The organism is Alkalibacillus haloalkaliphilus (assembly GCF_007991275.1).
Classification (GTDB): Bacteria; Bacillota; Bacilli; order Bacillales; family Alkalibacillaceae; genus Alkalibacillus; species Alkalibacillus haloalkaliphilus.
Genome location: NZ_BJYA01000012.1, coordinates 1 through 17,705 on the forward strand (window position 1 = coordinate 1; position 17,705 = coordinate 17,705).

Here is a 17,705-nt window from a genome sequence, read left to right on the forward strand (position 1 = left end):
AGTATACATCAGGCTCAAGAGTAACCAGTTCAGAGACCTATGAAAGATATATGGAAATTAATTATGCGAGAGATATCCAAGATGTCTTAACGTACAATTATTCGAAGTATACGTTCATTAATGATAGTCCAGATCGTCAACTTGAAGAAGATACGATCGAGTTCAGGCTGGACGGCGAAGTAACATGGACCGATACTATTACAGCAGAAGAAATCGCAGAACAAAACGCGTCGTATTTGAATCGTAACTTCGCCATGCCGGGTGATATCGACCACCATACAACCACACCAATATGGGCAGAAGCGTCTTATGATACCCTTCATGACACGGGGCATATGTCTACTGATGGTATGGTGAGAGACATTAGAAGACAAAATGCTGCTGAAGCGAAGCATCAAAGTGTTTTGCAGATGGAAGGACAAAATAGGTCTGCTTTTGAATATGCACAATCACAACAAGATGCAGGCTCATCAGCGAGGGATGCAATATCCAATGCGGTATCTACAAGTCTTAATAGCTTCCAAGAAATGGGCGATGAACTTGCAGAATCAATTCAACCAGAACATGTTTCGTTAGGTGCTGACCTTACTCCTTATATAGGGAATGCAAAGGGTGTTATAGAAGGAATCAGCGGAAAAGACTTAATCACGGAAGAAGAACTAGCCTGGTGGCAAAGGGCATTCGGATTTACAGGTCCAGTCCTTAAATTAGGAGAAAAGGGAGTAGGGTTTTTCTTCCGTGGTGGTAAGGGAAATGTATCATTTACCTATGATAGTAAAATTGCTAAACAAATGAATAATAGAGGGTGGAACGATAATCTAATTCAAAATACTTTACAAAACCCTCATAGAACTCAAGTGACAAGAGATACAAGATATAGACCTGATGGTACAAGAAACAATGACCCTGCTACTGCTTATATTAGAGATGATGGAAGTTATGTGGTAAGGAACGATAGAACAGGAGATATAGTCCAAGTTAGTAAAAGAAATGACCCAAATTGGGTACCTCCTTGGGATTAGGATTAAGGTGGTGAGTAGATGACAATAGAAGAAAACCTTTATGAAAAATATTCTAAAATAACTCATGTATCAGCAGGTGAATTGTATTTTGACAAAAATATTGCAGTTGATTTTATCGAGCAGTGTACCGAATTAGGTATTGCTATTATTGGAGTAGAGTTCTTCTACATTAAAAAAAATGGAATTATTCCTGTTATTCCCCCAAACGGGATAGACACTAGTGATATACTTGAAGAAAATGTTGATTGGAAAGAAGTTTTAAAAAAATGCAATTCATTTGCTCATTCTGTAATTTTAAAAGAGTTTTCGAATAATAGTGACCAATATTGCATATTCATAACTTTTGATAAAGCTGAATGGAAAAAGAAGTGATTCTATACCTTGATTGGCTCTATGCCTTTCAAGGTTTCTTTTTGACTTAATAGATGTTGAGTTAAAAAATATGGGTTATTGATTAGAGGGATTAACCGAAATCTGTCGAATCATCACTTAGTATAGAAGCGAGGTTTTATGATACATCAGGTCCAAGAGTAATAGTTTTAAGAAATTGGAGCCGACATTTGTAAGAGGGGATGTTTAAAGTGAAGAAAATACTCATTGTAATAAGCATTTTTCTTTTAATATTAGTTATTATTTTAGGAATAAGGTTAATTACAAACCCATTAGTACAATCGGAAGAAGAAATAAGAGAAAATATGTTGAAAGAAACTCCTATGGGAACGCAAATGGAAGATGTTATTGAATTTTTAGAGGGTAACGAAGAATGGGAAATTAAATCGATAAGGTACGAAAATGGTTTTTATCATCAAGGAATAACCCCAAGGAGAGAAATTGGCGAGAAATCAATAAGGGTTCATATGGGTTACTATAGAGCTTTTTATAAGTTTTTTCTTAGAACTGATGTAAGTCTATATTACGGCTTTGATGAAAATGGAGAATTAATTGAAATTTGGGTACGGAAAATGATTGGTTCGCTTTAAAATCATTTTATAACTACATGCAATACTATAATAGGACACTGACACTATTACAGTGGTAGTTATAGATTGGGAAAACATTCTTTAAGAACTGTACTGAGAAACACTAATTTATGTTGGTGTTTCTCAATTCTTTATGTATTGAAAGGTAGTGACTTCTTTATGATTAAGGAAAAGATTATCAATAATAGGAACCTGTATACTATCAGTTCATTATTAATAGCAATTCTTTCAATTTTATTGTGGTATAAGGGGATGAGCCTTACAACAGAAGTCTCTTATAAACCATACATTGAGTTAAGCGTAATTTTTTATTTTGTTCATATAATCTGTTTGATTAAAGCGGTTAGACTTAAAGAAAATAAAATATTGTTAATAATTAGTTTTATAACTAGTATTTATAATTTATTGTTAGTTTTAATTATTTTATATGCTGTATTAATTAGCTTTAATTATTGAGAGGCATTATGACCAAGACGCAGGTCTTATTGATATGCAGGGAAGGTTGAACGCTTCCTCAAGAGATATTACATGTAATGCCTGTAGAAGAAAGGAGGATTTGATGTGGAGTTTTGTGAAACACAATAAGATCATTTTGCTTTCAATTTTATTTGGTGTATTACCCTTCTTGATCCTTAGGTTATTAGTCAGATTTAATTATCAATTACCTGTTCCAACCTTCATTGACATCTTGTTAGATACTTTAGTGTGGGTATCAGTTCCTTTGCAGTCAATTTTACTTATTTTAGGTTTTAGACGTAGGTCTAATAAAGTATTGTTATTTATAGCTTTATTGTTATTTCTATTTAACATGCTTCTAGTATTATCGCTTATGTCTTTAGGTTTTTATTAATAAATATCTTACGAATTGTTTAAGCAGTCAGGTTTTATTGCATTTCTTAATGAATATAAGTTGTAAAAAACTGATGTATACTTACTAGTTTTTTATTTATCATAAGTGGGGTGATATAAGTTGAACGCACAACAAATTCAACAGAAAATAGAAGGTTATCATTATTGGGATGCACGGATGGTAAAATTAAGATCGGATTACTTTGGTTATGAAGTGAAGATAGTTTTTCAAGACACTGATGGCGAAGTAAAAATACATTTCTTGGGTTGTTCTAGAGTTTGTTTTACTACTAGTATTGAAGACAGACTACACCCTCTTAGAGAAATGAATTTATCACAAATACCTTATTTTATACAAGATATTGATATAACCGAATATGAAAAATGTAATAAATCCTTATTTAATTGCAGGGTAACTGCCCCACCTTTAGATATTGAAATTGTTTGTAATTCAATGCTGGTAAATAAAGAATAAGTATTATACCTTGATTGGACCACTGCCTTTCAAGGTTTTTTTGGAGGTTCCTTATGCCAAATGTAAAAATCGCGGTGGAGGAATTCACGTGAGATTTGTCGAATTGAGTTATTGATGAATTACTCACTAAAGAGTGTGATTTATAGTATTTATAAGAAAGCCAAGGAGGTAGAGTGTGAACCTTAAGGTTTATGTTAATAGAAAAAAATACAAGCAAAGTTTATTATCAACACTTCTTGGTCTTACATCGATAGGTTTTTATTTCTTTATGTGGGGAGTAGAAGGTTTTTTTACATTATTCTTCTTTCTTTATATTATATTTTATTTAGCGCATATAATTTTATTTATTAAAGCAATAAAATATCGTAATAACTTAATATTATTAGGTTTTAACACTATTGTTAGTATATTAAACCTCCCCTGTTTAGTAGTCATATTAGTCTTAATTTCTATAGGTATTAATAATTGATGATCAAAATAGAAATAGCAGGTTTGCAGGTCATATCACATCGGATTGGTGTTTCTCAATCGTTTAGTAAAGGCGGTAACTTATTATGATAAAAGAAAAAGTTTTAAATCGCAGTTGCCTCTATGCAAGCTGCTCGCTATTATTATCAATTCTATCAATTTACTTTTGGTATAAATCAATGATGCTAACATCTGAGGTCTTTTACAGGCCGGTCGAGCTAAGTGTAATATTATATCTTGTTCACATATTTTGTTTAGTTAAAGCGGTGAAATCAAAAGAAAATATCCTATTATTAATTATTAATTTTGTGATAAGTATATATAATTTGTTATTGATTTTAATTATCATCTATCTTTTTTAGTAGGTTTAAAATATTGAAATGATTATAAATAGTTTATATTTATTTTTATTAACGGTGAGGTACTACAGTTGCTAAGAAATTAAATACGAGTATGAGAGAGGTGTTTATTTGATTCACAACAGTGTAGTAAAAAAAGAAACTTTTAATGAGTTTAAGAACCAAAATGGAGTTTCTTTCATGAATCATGTAGCAAATCCCTGTAGTATAGAAGACTTTATAGCAGTAGCTAGTGTTTTATGCCCTGAAGTTATTGAAGTAAAAGGTTGTACCTTTATTTCGGACCTATATCAGAATAACATAGAAAGACTTGAGGAACAGTTTGAAAATGATAGAAAGAAAATTGAACAATTTGTTAATACATGGTCTTTGGGTGACTTCTTTTTAGAGGCATATACTGAATCAGTAGAAAATGAAAAGCTTATTAATCAATTTGGTGAAACGCTAGTTTATTTTTGGAGTCGGAGGGTAAAAGAGCTTTTTCCTGAGAAAAATATTGTGGTAGAAATTGATGACGGTTTAATGGGAGAAAGTGGGTTGGCTATTACGTTATATCAGATTTAATAATTACTTTATTGAATGGTAGTGAATATACAATCTAGAAGACTTGTCATTAGACGGGGCTTCCTTTCTTATAGGGACTCACATGAAGTTTGTCGAAAAGAGTTCCATTAATTAATTCTCTACGAACCACCAATACGATGTTATGTCATCTGTTAGCGAGTTAACTGATCGCCATGGAGATATCATTGAACGTTATCGATTAGAGGTGAGGTTATGGATTTATTGATTAAAATGAAACCATCTAGAAAGAAGAGAAAAGCAGGGGAAGTCTTTGTACTTCAACCAAAAGAAGGAATTTATTTTTATGGTAGGGTAATGAAGGTGAACATATCTATTCAAAGACCAGGTATGAGTGGCTGGAGTTTAGTGTATATATATCAGAACCCAACGAATGAATTGAAGTTGCCTAATCATTTAGATAATCGAGAGCTACTAATTGCACCTAAAATTGTGAACAACCAAGGATGGTTAAAAGGTTATTTCTGTAGTATTGGCCATATCCCAGTTAAAGATGAAGACTATAAAAAAGATTATGGTTTTTGGGATATTGTTACAAAGCAGTATTTAGATGAGGAAGGTAAACCTATAAGCTTTACACCTACTATTTATACTGATTTTGGTATTGGTAGTTATGGTTCGGTGGCATATGATATAAAGCAAGTAATTGACAAAAAGCCTAGCTTATTGAATACATGATCTCCCATTCCAAATAGTATATAACTGATGAAGTAAATTATCTTTATAAGCTTTACATCAGAAATAGGTATTTAAAATGAAAAATTTAAGCTTGATGGACTCTAGTTCATAAAGCTATTCTATGACTTGTAAAAAGGACTTTGATCGGCTATATGCCTTTCAAGGTTCTTTTTTGTGGAACCCCCCGTTCCGAACAATAACTTCCTCATCTTAATAAACTATAACTCTAATAACAAATCCTACCTAACAAATAATTAATAAAGGTAAGAAAAATTTTCCTGTGAGGGAGGAAATTTGTAGGAAAGTGTCGAAATGTTGTTTTGTAGAGATGAGTTGTAGTAACTAGAACCTTTATATTATGGATTATTAAAGTATAGAAAGAAAAGAGGGAGTAAGGTGGATCAAAATAATAGTTCAAATCATGATGATACTACTCAAGTAGATGAAGACACAAAAGTATATGATCGTCGTGCAATAGAGGAAGAGTTGGAAAAGAAACACGACGAATTAACATCTGATTACATCGGTCGAAACGATGAGTATTATAAAGATAAATTTAATAAATTTAAGCAAAAAGATACTAAGTTATCTTTCAATTTCGTTGCTTTCTTTATTGACATCTATTGGTTAGTGTACCGTAAAATGTATGGTTTAGCTGCAGGGTTATATATTGGTTTTTATGCCTTTGGTATTATATTAATGTTTGTAACTGACCTAATGGGTCTGGGTCTGGCAAATGATACTATAATCTTTATAGTAGGAATTCCTTTTGTTCTTTCTAAAGTTTTATTAGGTATGTTTGGTAATTATTTATACATGAAAAAGGTTGAGAAAAATATCTCATTAATTACCCGCTATACTGCTGAAGAAAAAGAACAACATAAAAAAGCCAGAACTAAAGGTGGTACGTCAATTATAGCAATCTTTATTACATTTATTATACTCTTTACATTTAATGGAACAATGGCATTCATAGGAGAAAATTCAGATGGCACTTTTGACTTTGAAAGTATGTCAGCTATCGAAATTGTACAAGTTACAACCGTTTCAGAAACGGATACAACACCTCTAGAACATGCACTAGACAATCAGTTTGATCAAAGTGACTGGGAGTCTTACCCTTTTGACGATGAGTGGGTGGAAGTCGTGTATACTGGTACCGGTTGGGACCAAGAAGATCATGTTGATGAAGTGGAAATTATATTTGATGTAAATACCGAAACGTATGAAGTTTGGTACTACCAGATTTCGCTTGATGGCACGCCATTAGCTCAAGAAGAACTAGAACATATGTATTTTGAAATCTTTAATTAATTTTATATTGTTTTAGAGGGTGGGTTATGGGAGGAAATAATAATAAAAACTTACTATGGCTTATTTTATTAGAAATACTTAAAAACAAGAAAGTAAAAATCGTGCTCATCTCTACACTAACAATCACGTTGTTATTGACACTAGTTATTACAATTTCCATTTTGCATTCTATTCATAAAAGTGAATTTGAACAAAAAGAAGCTATAAAACTTGACTCTATTATGATACTGGGATCACAAGGGGCAACTGGGTTAGAAAAAGAATCTATGACGCAAGATTTTCAATTGAGGACAAGAGGTTTTACAAAAAGTTTACAAATTATCCCGGAAAGAGATTCATTAATATTTAGTTATGGGTTAGATGCAAAGTCTTATCCTTATGCATATTTCAGTGGATTTGTTGAAATTAATGAACAAGGTGAAGATACAAAGTATAGGCTTTCAAGGGAACATGACTTTTCACCAGTCAGTGACAACTTTCATGTATACCAAGACTTTATTTTGACTGTTTCTAGTTCAGTCTTAGGTAATGAGATTGGAATTTTCGACCTTGATGCTGAAGAGTTTGTGAAGAGACAAGAGGTGAACGGTGATTGTCAAAGCTTAACTGGACTGAATGAGCAGGCATATGTATCGTGTGAGAATCGTGATGGTGATATGACAATATATGAAATTGATTTAATTCAGTTTACGATCGAAGAGACGATTCAAGTAAGGAATAGCCGTATAGTGGATATGACTTTGACGGAAGAACATGGGTTATTAGCCGCTATTGTTCAGAACGATAGGTATTTCCTAACGCAAATTGATGATACTTCAATGGACAAGCTTACTAGGATGGAAGATACGGAAATAACCCTAATAGCTGCAAACCAAAATAGTATTTATATGTTAAAGGAAGATTTGGGCTATGAGGAAAATACAAAATATGTAGCATCTTATGATATTGAAATGGATGATCATAAAATGGTTTCTTTAGAGGATGATATCGCAACAATAGATATAGAAGCGGTAGACGATCACATTTATGTAATCAGCCGAGATTTTGATATGGGTTATTATTTATTGGTTATGAACCATGATCTAGAAATTACAAATCAGTATCAATTAGAGAATATTTCCCCATGGAGAGTTGTTGTTGAACCCTAGGGTGTGAAAGAAAAGTTTCTAGAATTAGGGAGAGGTCTTATGGATTTAATCATTGGTATATTAGGATTTGCTTTTTTTATTGCAATTCATTTCATCCCATCTTATATAGCGATTAAGAGAAACAAGCATAACCGCGTCATGATATTTTGTATTAATGCTTTTTTGAGCTGGAGTGTGGTTGGGTGGTTTACAGCACTTTACTTAGCGTTAAAGGACGACCCACAAGACAAGATGTATAATGCAGTGAAACCAAAAAGAATGTAAGGCTCGTCACTAGGCGAGTCTTTTCTTTCGTTTGGCTTTAGTTATTACTTTTACGTTCTAGTCATAATATGAGTTTGTGTACAAAGGAAGGTGATTAAGGGTGGTTAACATGTCTTTTATCCTAAGAAGGTTAGCAGGAGGATTCATTGATCATGTGATTCTAACCTTGGTAATATTACCAATTGTCATATTCAGTGAACACTTAACTAATCAAGTTAATTTAGATTGGCCGAGCTTTTATACGTTAGTAGCTTTAATTGTTATCTTTTATTTTTTATATGGATTATATTTTGAAAATAAAACATCTCAAACAATTGGGAAAAGAGTCATGAAACTTCAAGTTGTCGATTCAAGAACTGGATCGACTGAAATATCAACTAAGCAATTAGTCATAAGGAATTTATTTCGTCCAATTGATTATGTTGCTGGCTGGGGTGTTATACCGATCATTCTCTTCAGAAAGAGGTTGGGTGAGTTTATCTCGCAAACTGAAGTTAAAAAAGTGCAGTAGAAACGTTCAGAAGTTACTGTTGTTTTGTATCGAGAAGGAGAGAGGAAATGGCTTTAGAAAATGAACAATTAATTTTAGTAGATAAATTGAATAAAGTAGAGCTAAGTGGCTTTGCTCGTTTAAATGAGTATCTTGTAAAAAATGGTGAAGGTGAGCAGATTTTAAGAATCGAAGAAAGAAGTAAACGGATTTCGACTAGGTTACTTTCTTCAGTAAGGCGTTCATTTGAAATGGTGGTATTCCAAGGGGATAGAGAATATATATAAGACTACAGAAACCATTTAGGCTAACTAACCATAAGTTGGATATTCATGATGATGAAGGTTTATTAGGTAGTATAGAAAAATCGTTTATAGAAAATAGGTATATCGTAAGGGATAAGGATCAAGAACCATGTTTTGAATTGTCCTCTAGTATTGTTTGGGCTCGTTCCTTTAATATTGAAAATATGAGTCGGGAAGAAGTAGGGGTTATTGAAAAGAAATGGCCTGATAATATTAATCGGTTAGTTAAAAGTGATAACTTCTTCGGTATGAAAATAGATCATCAGTTGTCAGTAGAATATAAAAAGATATTACTAGGAGCTATCATTTTAATAGATTTTATTCACTTTAATTAAGCTGATGTAAATAAAAGAAGACTCGCAGAATGGCGAGTCTTCTTTTGTAGTGATGATGGAGAAGTTTGTGAGTATAGATCAGCTCAAGAGTAACCGGTTCAGAGACCTATGAAAGATATAGAAATTAACTATGCAAGAGATATCCAAGATGTCTTGATGTTTTGGTTGTATTTCCCTTTATAAACTAGTTCATACCTCCTGTGAAAATTTCGCAAAACGAAATATCATACTTTAGTAGCGACATAGACTCATGCATTGATATCAAAGCTTTCGGACGCCTTTATATTCGCTATTTATACAACTTTTAGACTACTATTATAATTTTCTGAATATAATGAATATTAATCATGACAACCTATTTTTTCCAGTCTATAATTATAGTTAATTAATAGATTGGAGGGAATAATATGAAAAAGATGAGAAAAACGACATCTATTGTATTAGCCTCAACGTTATTGTTTGGAGGATTTCATACAAGTTATGCTTTAATGGAAGATGGAGATGTTCAGGTTCCAAGTACAGTTGCTCAACAAAAAGTTAAGGAGTTACCTGATCATGTACCAATTTTTGTGCAAGAAAAGCATGCAGAGCGATTTGGAAGTAGCGATGTGAATAGTGCAAAAGCATACTTGGGAACAAAAAAGAGTGAACATGGTATACAACAAGTAGAAGAAAACTTGAAGGCTAAGGAAGTTCAAGAAGATGAACTGGGAATGACGCATGTCCGGTTTGCTCAGGAAAAAGATGGAGTTCCAGTAGAGGGAGCGGAAATTATTGTTCATTTTAATGATGAAAATGAAGTGACCTCTATGAATGGTCATATTAGCGATGATTCCTTTTTAGATGGGTTTGAAACAGAACCTAGTCTAAGTGAAGAAGAAGCGATAGAACTTGCTAAATCTTCGGTAGGTGCGCCAGATGATTTAACGTATGAACCAGAGTCTGAACTTGTTATTTATCCTTTTGGTGAAGATCATTACCTAACACATAAAGTGAATGTGAATTTTATGTCAGGTGAACCGGGTAATTGGTATGTGTATGTTGATGCACATGATGGACAAGTTGTTGATCAGTTCAATGCATTACACCCTGTTGAAGAATACGAAGATGCAATGGAAGGCCATAAAGGTGTTGGAACTGGTGTTCACGGTGAACATCGAGACGAACTTCATATGTCACGAGTGAAACCAGATAAAGGTGGCACTATGTTTATGCTAGCGGACCATTCACATGAAGGATTAGAAGGTATATATACTTATGATTATAATACTGGAGAGCTAGCGGAAAATAATAGTGCATCTTTTAAAGATGAATACCACCATCCAGCGGTAGATGCTCATTACAATTCAGAAGTTGTTTATGAGTACTATAAAGATGAACATGATCGCAACTCTTTAGATGATGACGGTATGGCGATTATATCCTATGTAAATTACGGAACTGATTTTAATAATGCTTTCTGGAATGGGCGTCATATGACTTACGGAAATGGTGATGGCGATTTTATGGTTCCTCTATCGGCAGGACTTGATGTTGCTGCACACGAAATGACTCACGGTGTGATTACAAATACTGCGAACTTAGTTTATCGGAATCAACCAGGGGCATTGAATGAGGCATATGCTGATATTTTCGGTGCAATTATTGATGATGAAAACTGGGAGATTGGTGAAGATATTATGGGTCCAGGTGCTATTGCAGATGGGCGCACAGCTCTTCGCAGTTTAAGTGACCCAAGTAAGTTTCCGGTAAATGAAGCTTACATCCCTTATGGAAATGGCGATGGTTTATACCCATCTCACATGGATGAGTATTACGATTTGCCACTTCATTTGGATAATGGTGGTGTACACATTAACTCTTCAATTATTAACCACGCAGCTTATTTAACTGCACAAGAGATTGGAAGAGATGCTTTAGGTCAAATTTATTACCGTGCACTTGTTCACTATTTAACGCCTTATTCTGACTTCCAAGAAGCTCGTCAAGTGCTCATTCAGTCTGCCATAGATCTATATGGTGAAGGTAGTGAAGAAGCTTTAGCAACAGCTAGTGGTTTTGACCAAGTTGGAATTTATGAATAGTAAATAATAGTCAATCAGAGGTCTTAAGTCAAATGTGGCTTAAGACCTTTTTGTTTTTACTATAAATTCTCCATTGTCATGTTTGTTTTCGGCTTTTAATAAAATATTGTATGAAGTCAGAAAGCTGAATGGAGAGAGAGAATTGAGTTCACAAACAGGGCCGAGAATTTTCCGTATGGATGAGGAGCTTGTTGAAGATTATATAGGTAAGAAGTATTGGTATTATATAAAAAGTTTTACCGATATGAACAGAAAGCAGTCGAAGCTTTCATGGAATTTTGCTGCGTTTTTATTTGGGGTTATGTGGTTAGCTTATCGGAAAATGTACCGTCATGCAGTAGCTTTTGCATTTCTCAAAGTTGTTATAGTCGGCGTATTAGTTTATCGGCAGTTGCACGAACATTCTACAGACTGGTTTTTATTAGCTATAGTTGGTGTTATTTTTGCCACGCATTTAATTATTGGAGCTTTAGGAAATCAATTTTATATGGTTCATGTTTATCGCAATGTTAAAATTTTAGCTTACACACCCGTTTCAAGGGAAGCGCAAGTGACAGGAGCAGAAAAGACCGGGCAAACGTCTTTGTTATCTAGTGTTCTAGCGTTGTTAGCATTAGCGGTTGTCAGTATGGCGTTGTTGATCGTTGTGGATGCAATTGAAGACAGGATTGAAGAAGCACAACCTGTTGGAGTAGAGCCTAGAAGTTATTATTCACCGGTAGACATTGTGAGTCGTTCAACGATTGAAGGTGACGGACGCACGGTTGGTGAAGTGCTTGAAAATCAATTTATGTTTGGACAATGGAATACGAACGACCTTGAAGGAGTAACAGAAGAAGTTGTCTATAACGGAACTTTACTACAAAGAGATGAAATTTATGAAGTCACGCTAGTGTTTGAAGTAAACCCTCATGCTTATCAAGCAGTAATGTCAGAGGTGCTAGTGGATGGCTATTTGTTGACCGGTGATGAAGCCTGGAATTTGTTAAATAACTTGTTTAAGTAATACAATAGTTGTCATGAGAGCTTTTAGATGTACAAGGTGGTGAAGATCAAGTGTCAAAAGACATGTGGAATGAGAACTTTTCAGAAGAGAAGTTTATTTATGGTAAAGAACCGAACGAGTTTGTTAAAGCTTATAGCGGTGTAATTCCTGAAGGGGCAAAAGTCGCTTGTTTTGCTGAAGGTGAAGGGAGAAATGCTGTTTATTTAGCTGAAAAAGGATATGATGTTTCGTCTTATGACCAATCAGAGGTTGGGTTAGAGAAAACGAAAGAATTAGCTAAAGAAAGACAGGTTGATGTTAAAACGAATGAAAAAGACCTCATTATAGAGACGGTGGAGGCGAATTTATATGACGCGGCAGTTATGGTGTTTGGACATGTGCCAAAACAAAATCAATCGTTCTTCATTCAAAATTTAATTAGGTCTGTAAAGCCTGGTGGGTTTGTTATGTTTGAAGTATATTCACATCATCAACTCCCTTATCAATCAGGTGGTCCGAAGTCAGAAGAGTTGTTGTATCATCCTAAAGAAGTATTAGACTGGATAGAACCGTATAAATGCCTCCATTATTACTATGGTGAAGCTGAAAGGTATGAAGGCGATCGTCATTACGGGTTAAGTCATGTTATACAAGTTATTATCCAAAAAAATTAACGAATTGCCGCTAATAAGGCGGCAATTCGTTAACTATATTGAGATAATTCATAAGGCTCATTATAGGTGACATATGTTTTAGCGATTAGATCATGGAGCGAGCGTTTATCCTCTCTAAATACAACCATGAGCTTGACTAAAAGTATTATTTAGAGCGAGTCAGTCCCATATTTAATTATTGAATTTGCAAAAGCTTAAAAGGTTGATACATTTGTCCACCTTTTGTTTCGGCTGTTACTTCATTAATTAGTTTCATCAAGTCTTTCCCATTAATTAATTTAACTGATTGTGAATGGATCTGCTCTTCGAAATCACCTGTTGTAATGAAGAAAGCGATCGAAGCATTTGACTGTTCAAGTGATGACTCACATTTTCTCACTTCTTCTGGTGTGACGGTAATATTTTCGCCATTTCGGCAGACGACAGTTGCAAAGAAGTCATCAAACGAAACAATTAAATCTTCACAAGGCTTTCCATTTGGTTCTGTCACAAAAGCGTTATAACCCATTTGTACGAACAGATCACTAATATATTGTTCAAATTCATTGGGAGACATTTGTTTTAATTGTTTAAGCTCACCATGTTTTTGTAAGTATTGTCTTCTATATTCAATCATACGTGCCCGCTTACGCTCGTTTAAGTAGGAGCGAGCAAAGTAGATTAACACGAGTACACCAGCTGTTGCAACCCACGCAATACCTGGAATGTTAAATGTCCATTTAAGTAAGTCAAATGTTAAAGCTACTATAAATACACCTATTAGAATTGCGATTAATAGTGGATCTGCCTTTTTCCTTCTTTTATTCACACCTTTCACCTCTACATTATTATGTCCAAAAGAGATGAAATAACCCATTTTACCACTACCTTTGAGTAACATTCGCACGTTAGTTAACATAAACGGTGGGAAGTTGAGAAGATTTCCTTTTTAAAATGTTCCAAATCATAGTAGAATGTATGTGGTAATAAAGACATTAAGAGGTGTTTAAAATGCTAGTTAGAGTTAACTTTATGCTTTCAATATCTGTTTTCCTTTTAATTGTGTTAAATTATTTTACTAATACGGTAAACACGTCGCCACTACTTATTACATCATTAATAGGGTTATTAGTCTTATTAATTGGTGTTGAGAATTTTAAATCTGGTTCAAAGTTTAATGGCGTTTCTTTCATGGTGGCATCCGCATTATTGTTTGTAGTTGTTGTATTAATAGCCTTAGGTATTGTCTAATTATAATTCAAAGTAAAGATGGTAATGCATCTGGCAGTTTATATTAAATTGAGCGTTACATTTTGGGCAATGTGTCCCGTGGTTCGTGTATTCATGAATTGTTAATTCATTACCACATGAACCACATAAAATTGCTTTCGTATCTCTTTCATCCTTGGCCCATTTCTCGATCGCGTGGCTCGTATGTTCCTCATGGCACTTATAGCAAGGAAAATATTCTTTACAACATTTAAACTTAATCGCAATCCGATCAACTTCGGTGTTGTAATGGTTGCATCGCGTTTCTTGATCTATACTTCCGAATACATTTTTCCCATGTACAAGCATCATAACCTCTCCTTATTTTCTTAACTTTCTAATTGATAATAAAATCATCCCAACTCCAGCTATGGAGAATAAAAGGCTGATATAAAAAAGGTATGTAAATCCGAGCTCTATAACGGCCAATACTGATGTCACAAGCATAACAAAGGTAAAGAAAGAGGATGTTTGTAGTTCTCTCATGGCTCGGCTTGTTGACTTACCTCGCATTCGATCTACTATTACTAAAATTAAGAACAAAACAATCCCCGTTACAATCATGGTAGTCCATACATTACTGATTAGTTCCACGGTGCCTCACCTTCCTTTTCTACTAATTTATCATAGTTTTAAAATATAAACTTGCATTTTATGTTATTAATCGAAATTTAAAGAATATTGTCGAAATTCAATCTAAACCCTAGGTCAGGTATATATTACTCAATCTTTTGACTGTTTTTAAAGTTAATATGACCTCTACGTAATTTGTAGAATGTGGTGTAATCAAATAGAATAAACTTGGTTTTGTTCTTGGTGAGAGGGGTGTAAAAACTTGAAAGTTACGCTAGGGCAATTCTTACCTGAGTTAGGTGATAAAGGAAAGAACGCTCATGAAATGGTCGATATCATGAAGCAAGCAAGTAATGATCATGCTGACATTGTACTATTCCCTGAATTAGCTTTAACTGGATACTTCATACAAGATGTTAAGCATGAAATGGCTGAATCGATTGAGGGGCCACATATGACTTATCTAATGGATAAGTGTCGAGAATTGAAAGTTAATGCGGTAATTCCGTGGGCAGAACTTGGCGAGGAGGGACACGTTTATAATTCTGCAAGCCTAATTTCAAGTGAAGGTAATTTGTTAGGAATTTACCGGAAAGTCCATTTATATGGTACAGAAAAAGAGGTCTTTACTGCAGGTGAGCAGTTTAAAGTGTTTGATACACCACTTGGTAAAATTGGATTAATGATTTGTTTTGACTTAGATTTTCCTGAGTCAGCTCGTTCTTTAAAGTTGAAGGGTGCAGATATCATTTTAACGCCAACAAATAACATGGAACCTTACCAATATTACCAAAGGACTTATTTAAGGGCTAGGTCAATGGAAAATGAGTTGCCAATCGCTTTATGTAATAGAATTGGTCTTGAACGTCATACTAAGTTTTTTGGTGAGAGCGCTTGTTATGACAATAAGGGTCAAACTATAACAGAGTTAAAAAATGAACCAAATGTTGAAACTGCTGAGGTCGAAATACACGATGAAAAAGATCGAAACTTGCAGTATATCACTAATAGAATGCCCAATGTTTATAACTAATATATTAATATGGAGGATGTTATTTTTGTATAAAAATAAACTTAATTATGCGATAGCAGTGTTAATCGTAACTATGGGACTTTTGACCGCCTGTAATGGTCAGTCAAGTGAGGGTCAAGAACCTATAGTATTTGCAGATGCTGGTTGGGATAGTCTAATCTTCCACAATGAAGTAGCTAGTGTAATTTTAGAAGCCGGTTACGATTATGAAACTTCCCAAATAACAGGTTCAAGTACAGCCGTTTGGGCTGGTATATCAGATGGCGATATTGATGTACATATGGAAGTTTGGAAGGATAACTTGGAAGATATTTATTCTGAAGGAATTGAAAATGGTGATTTTCAAAAAGTATCTTTAAACTTTGATGACAATTACCAAGGTTTTTACGTTCCCACTTATGTCATTGAAGGCGATGAGGAAAGAGGGATTGATCCGGTTGCTCCAGACTTGAAGTATGTAGAGGACCTCCCAGAATATAAAGAAGTGTTCCAAGACCCAGAGGAACATTCAAAGGGTAGAATTGTTGGAGCTATTTCTGGTTGGACAGTTGATGAGATTTTACATGACGCATATTTACATTACGGGTTAGACGATACATTTAACTACTCTCGTCCAGGTTCTGAAATGGCAATAAATTCAGATCTAACAAATGCTTACGAAAATGGTGAACCGTGGATTGGCTATAACTATGAACCGAACTGGATTATGGGTCAGTATGATATGACACCGATCGTTGAAAAAGAGGAAGGGCCATTAGAAAGCATTGCAACACAAGATATTGAAATTGTTGTCACGAGCAGTTTACCTGATCGCGCACCAGAAGTAACAGAATTCCTAAGCAATTATCAAACAAGCAGTGATATTACAAATGAAGCTTTATCTTATATCCAAAATAATGATGCAACGCCTAGAGACGCTGCAATAAAGTTCCTACAAGAAAATGAAGAACTTTGGACAAACTGGGTACCAGAGGATGTCGTTGAAAAAGTGCAATCAGAGTTATAAAGTGTGAGGAGGCAAATTTTGACGAATGAAAAAGTAGTGGGAAAAGGTATAAGAGACTACATTAAACAACCAGTTTTCAACTCAGTCGCAGAAGAACGACAGCATAATAAACAAAAGCTAGCTGCTGCCTTTAGGTTGTTTGGAAAATTTGGCTTTTCAGAGGGAGTGGCAGGTCATATTACATATCGGGACCCAGAGTTAACAGACCATTTATGGGTCAATCCATACGGTATGCATTTTAAAGATATAAAGGCTTCGGACTTAGTGTTAGTCAATAATTTAGGAGAAGTTGTTGAAGGTAAATATTCTGTCCATAAATCGGCATTTGCGATTCACTCCGCTGTACATGAGGCTCGACCTGATGTGGTTGCTTCCGCACATGCACATTCAGTCTATGGAAAGACTTGGTCTGTAAGTGGCAGGTTGTTAGATCCATTAACCCAAGATGCTTGTGCATTTTATAATGATCATTCTATTTTTGATGAATATAAGGGAGTAGCATTAGATGAAGATGAAGGTGTGCGAATAGGCAAAGCGCTGGGTCAAAATAAGGCAGTGATTTTAAGAAGTCACGGCTTATTAACAGTTGGGCAGTCGGTTGATTCTGCTGCTTTTTGGTTCATAACAATGGAAAGGTCTTGTCAGTCCCAATTGTTAGCAGAATCGGCTGGAATCGTTAATCCAATTAAAACTCAGGATGCTGCTCACACTGCTAGTCAAGTCGGCCGAGAAATTGATGGTTGGGAAAGTTTTCAACCGTTATGGCAAAGAATAATAAAAGAAGAACCAGAATTACTGGAATAAAGTGTAATAAGGAGGTCGGAGAATTCGAT

The 17,705-nt window shown here is 34.5% G+C and carries 22 protein-coding genes; 20 read left to right on the plus strand and 2 right to left on the minus strand.

Translation table 11 applies throughout. From position 1 onward, the window contains the following. The 16 genes from AHA02nite_RS08600 to AHA02nite_RS08675 all read left to right on the plus strand — a co-directional run. A partial coding sequence (locus tag AHA02nite_RS08600; protein WP_246118837.1) for a colicin E5-related ribonuclease occupies window positions 1-1,022 on the plus strand: 1,022 nt, incomplete at its 5' end. 18 nt (window positions 1,023-1,040) lie between these two features. Then, window positions 1,041-1,394 (plus strand): hypothetical protein, encoded by a 354-nt coding sequence (locus tag AHA02nite_RS08605; RefSeq protein ID WP_146816350.1) that lies wholly within the window; start codon window positions 1,041-1,043, stop codon window positions 1,392-1,394. A 209-nt stretch (window positions 1,395-1,603) separates the two neighbouring features. Beyond that, on the plus strand, window positions 1,604-2,002 hold the full coding sequence (locus AHA02nite_RS08610; protein ID WP_170236025.1) for a hypothetical protein: 399 nt from the start codon (window positions 1,604-1,606) through the stop codon (window positions 2,000-2,002). A 559-nt stretch (window positions 2,003-2,561) separates the two neighbouring features. Further along, window positions 2,562-2,852, plus strand: coding sequence for a hypothetical protein (locus AHA02nite_RS08615; protein WP_146816354.1), 291 nt, complete (start codon window positions 2,562-2,564; stop codon window positions 2,850-2,852). A gap of 120 nt (window positions 2,853-2,972) precedes the next feature. Beyond that, complete coding sequence (locus tag AHA02nite_RS08620; RefSeq protein WP_146816356.1) at window positions 2,973-3,326, plus strand: hypothetical protein; 354 nt, start codon at window positions 2,973-2,975, stop codon at window positions 3,324-3,326. A gap of 1,007 nt (window positions 3,327-4,333) precedes the next feature. Beyond that, window positions 4,334-4,717, plus strand: coding sequence for a hypothetical protein (locus AHA02nite_RS08625; RefSeq protein ID WP_146816358.1), 384 nt, complete (start codon window positions 4,334-4,336; stop codon window positions 4,715-4,717). Between the two features lie 213 nt (window positions 4,718-4,930). Further along, window positions 4,931-5,413, plus strand: coding sequence for an immunity 26/phosphotriesterase HocA family protein (locus tag AHA02nite_RS08630; RefSeq protein ID WP_146816360.1), 483 nt, complete (start codon window positions 4,931-4,933; stop codon window positions 5,411-5,413). A gap of 396 nt (window positions 5,414-5,809) precedes the next feature. Next, window positions 5,810-6,727: a DUF2628 domain-containing protein gene (locus tag AHA02nite_RS08635; protein WP_146816362.1), complete on the plus strand. Its 918-nt coding sequence runs from the start codon at window positions 5,810-5,812 to the stop codon at window positions 6,725-6,727. A gap of 26 nt (window positions 6,728-6,753) precedes the next feature. Further along, window positions 6,754-7,875 carry a hypothetical protein gene (locus tag AHA02nite_RS08640; protein ID WP_146816364.1) on the plus strand — a complete coding sequence of 374 codons (1,122 nt, stop codon included), beginning with the start codon at window positions 6,754-6,756 and terminating at the stop codon, window positions 7,873-7,875. Window positions 7,876-7,914: 39 nt separating this feature from the next. Beyond that, complete coding sequence (locus AHA02nite_RS08645) at window positions 7,915-8,139, plus strand: superinfection immunity protein (protein WP_170236027.1); 225 nt, start codon at window positions 7,915-7,917, stop codon at window positions 8,137-8,139. A 109-nt stretch (window positions 8,140-8,248) separates the two neighbouring features. Further along, window positions 8,249-8,650 (plus strand): RDD family protein, encoded by a 402-nt coding sequence (locus tag AHA02nite_RS08650; protein WP_146816367.1) that lies wholly within the window; start codon window positions 8,249-8,251, stop codon window positions 8,648-8,650. Window positions 8,651-8,697: 47 nt separating this feature from the next. Then, window positions 8,698-8,916: an LURP-one-related/scramblase family protein gene (locus AHA02nite_RS08655; protein WP_146816369.1), complete on the plus strand. Its 219-nt coding sequence runs from the start codon at window positions 8,698-8,700 to the stop codon at window positions 8,914-8,916. Window positions 8,917-8,951: 35 nt separating this feature from the next. Continuing rightward, a complete protein-coding gene (locus tag AHA02nite_RS08660) occupies window positions 8,952-9,269 on the plus strand; it encodes a phospholipid scramblase-related protein (protein WP_170236028.1) in 318 nt (105 codons plus the stop codon). 407 nt (window positions 9,270-9,676) lie between these two features. Continuing rightward, window positions 9,677-11,353, plus strand: a complete 1,677-nt coding sequence (locus AHA02nite_RS08665) for a M4 family metallopeptidase (RefSeq protein ID WP_246118838.1) — start codon at window positions 9,677-9,679, stop codon at window positions 11,351-11,353. 142 nt (window positions 11,354-11,495) lie between these two features. Further along, entirely contained in the window at window positions 11,496-12,359 is an 864-nt protein-coding gene (locus AHA02nite_RS08670; RefSeq protein ID WP_146816373.1) for a DUF2628 domain-containing protein, read from the plus strand. A gap of 50 nt (window positions 12,360-12,409) precedes the next feature. Then, entirely contained in the window at window positions 12,410-13,012 is a 603-nt protein-coding gene (locus AHA02nite_RS08675) for a class I SAM-dependent methyltransferase (RefSeq protein ID WP_174758188.1), read from the plus strand. 175 nt (window positions 13,013-13,187) lie between these two features. Here AHA02nite_RS08675 and AHA02nite_RS08680 read toward each other — a convergent pair whose 3' ends face one another. Next, the gene (locus AHA02nite_RS08680) at window positions 13,188-13,868 is read right to left on the minus strand and encodes a restriction endonuclease (protein WP_218025411.1); all 681 of its coding nucleotides are present in this window, start codon (window positions 13,866-13,868) and stop codon (window positions 13,188-13,190) included. 134 nt (window positions 13,869-14,002) lie between these two features. Between AHA02nite_RS08680 and AHA02nite_RS08685 the strand changes: the two genes are divergently transcribed. Then, the gene (locus tag AHA02nite_RS08685; protein ID WP_146816377.1) at window positions 14,003-14,242 is read left to right on the plus strand and encodes a DUF3953 domain-containing protein; all 240 of its coding nucleotides are present in this window, start codon (window positions 14,003-14,005) and stop codon (window positions 14,240-14,242) included. Here the strand turns inward: AHA02nite_RS08685 and AHA02nite_RS08690 are convergent, their stop codons facing one another. Further along, window positions 14,243-14,569, minus strand: coding sequence for a CHY zinc finger protein (locus AHA02nite_RS08690; protein WP_146816379.1), 327 nt, complete (start codon window positions 14,567-14,569; stop codon window positions 14,243-14,245). Between the two features lie 526 nt (window positions 14,570-15,095). On the opposite strand from AHA02nite_RS08690, the gene AHA02nite_RS08695 reads away from it, so the two are divergent. Genes AHA02nite_RS08695 through AHA02nite_RS08705 form a run of 3 tightly spaced genes read left to right on the plus strand, consistent with a single transcriptional unit; the run spans window position 15,096 to window position 17,676 of the window. Next, a complete protein-coding gene (locus AHA02nite_RS08695) occupies window positions 15,096-15,866 on the plus strand; it encodes a carbon-nitrogen hydrolase family protein (protein ID WP_146816381.1) in 771 nt (256 codons plus the stop codon). Between the two features lie 16 nt (window positions 15,867-15,882). After that, a complete protein-coding gene (locus AHA02nite_RS08700) occupies window positions 15,883-16,872 on the plus strand; it encodes a glycine betaine ABC transporter substrate-binding protein (RefSeq protein ID WP_146816383.1) in 990 nt (329 codons plus the stop codon). A gap of 18 nt (window positions 16,873-16,890) precedes the next feature. Next, complete coding sequence (locus AHA02nite_RS08705) at window positions 16,891-17,676, plus strand: class II aldolase/adducin family protein (RefSeq protein WP_246118839.1); 786 nt, start codon at window positions 16,891-16,893, stop codon at window positions 17,674-17,676. The last annotated feature ends 29 nt before the right edge of the window (window positions 17,677-17,705 follow it).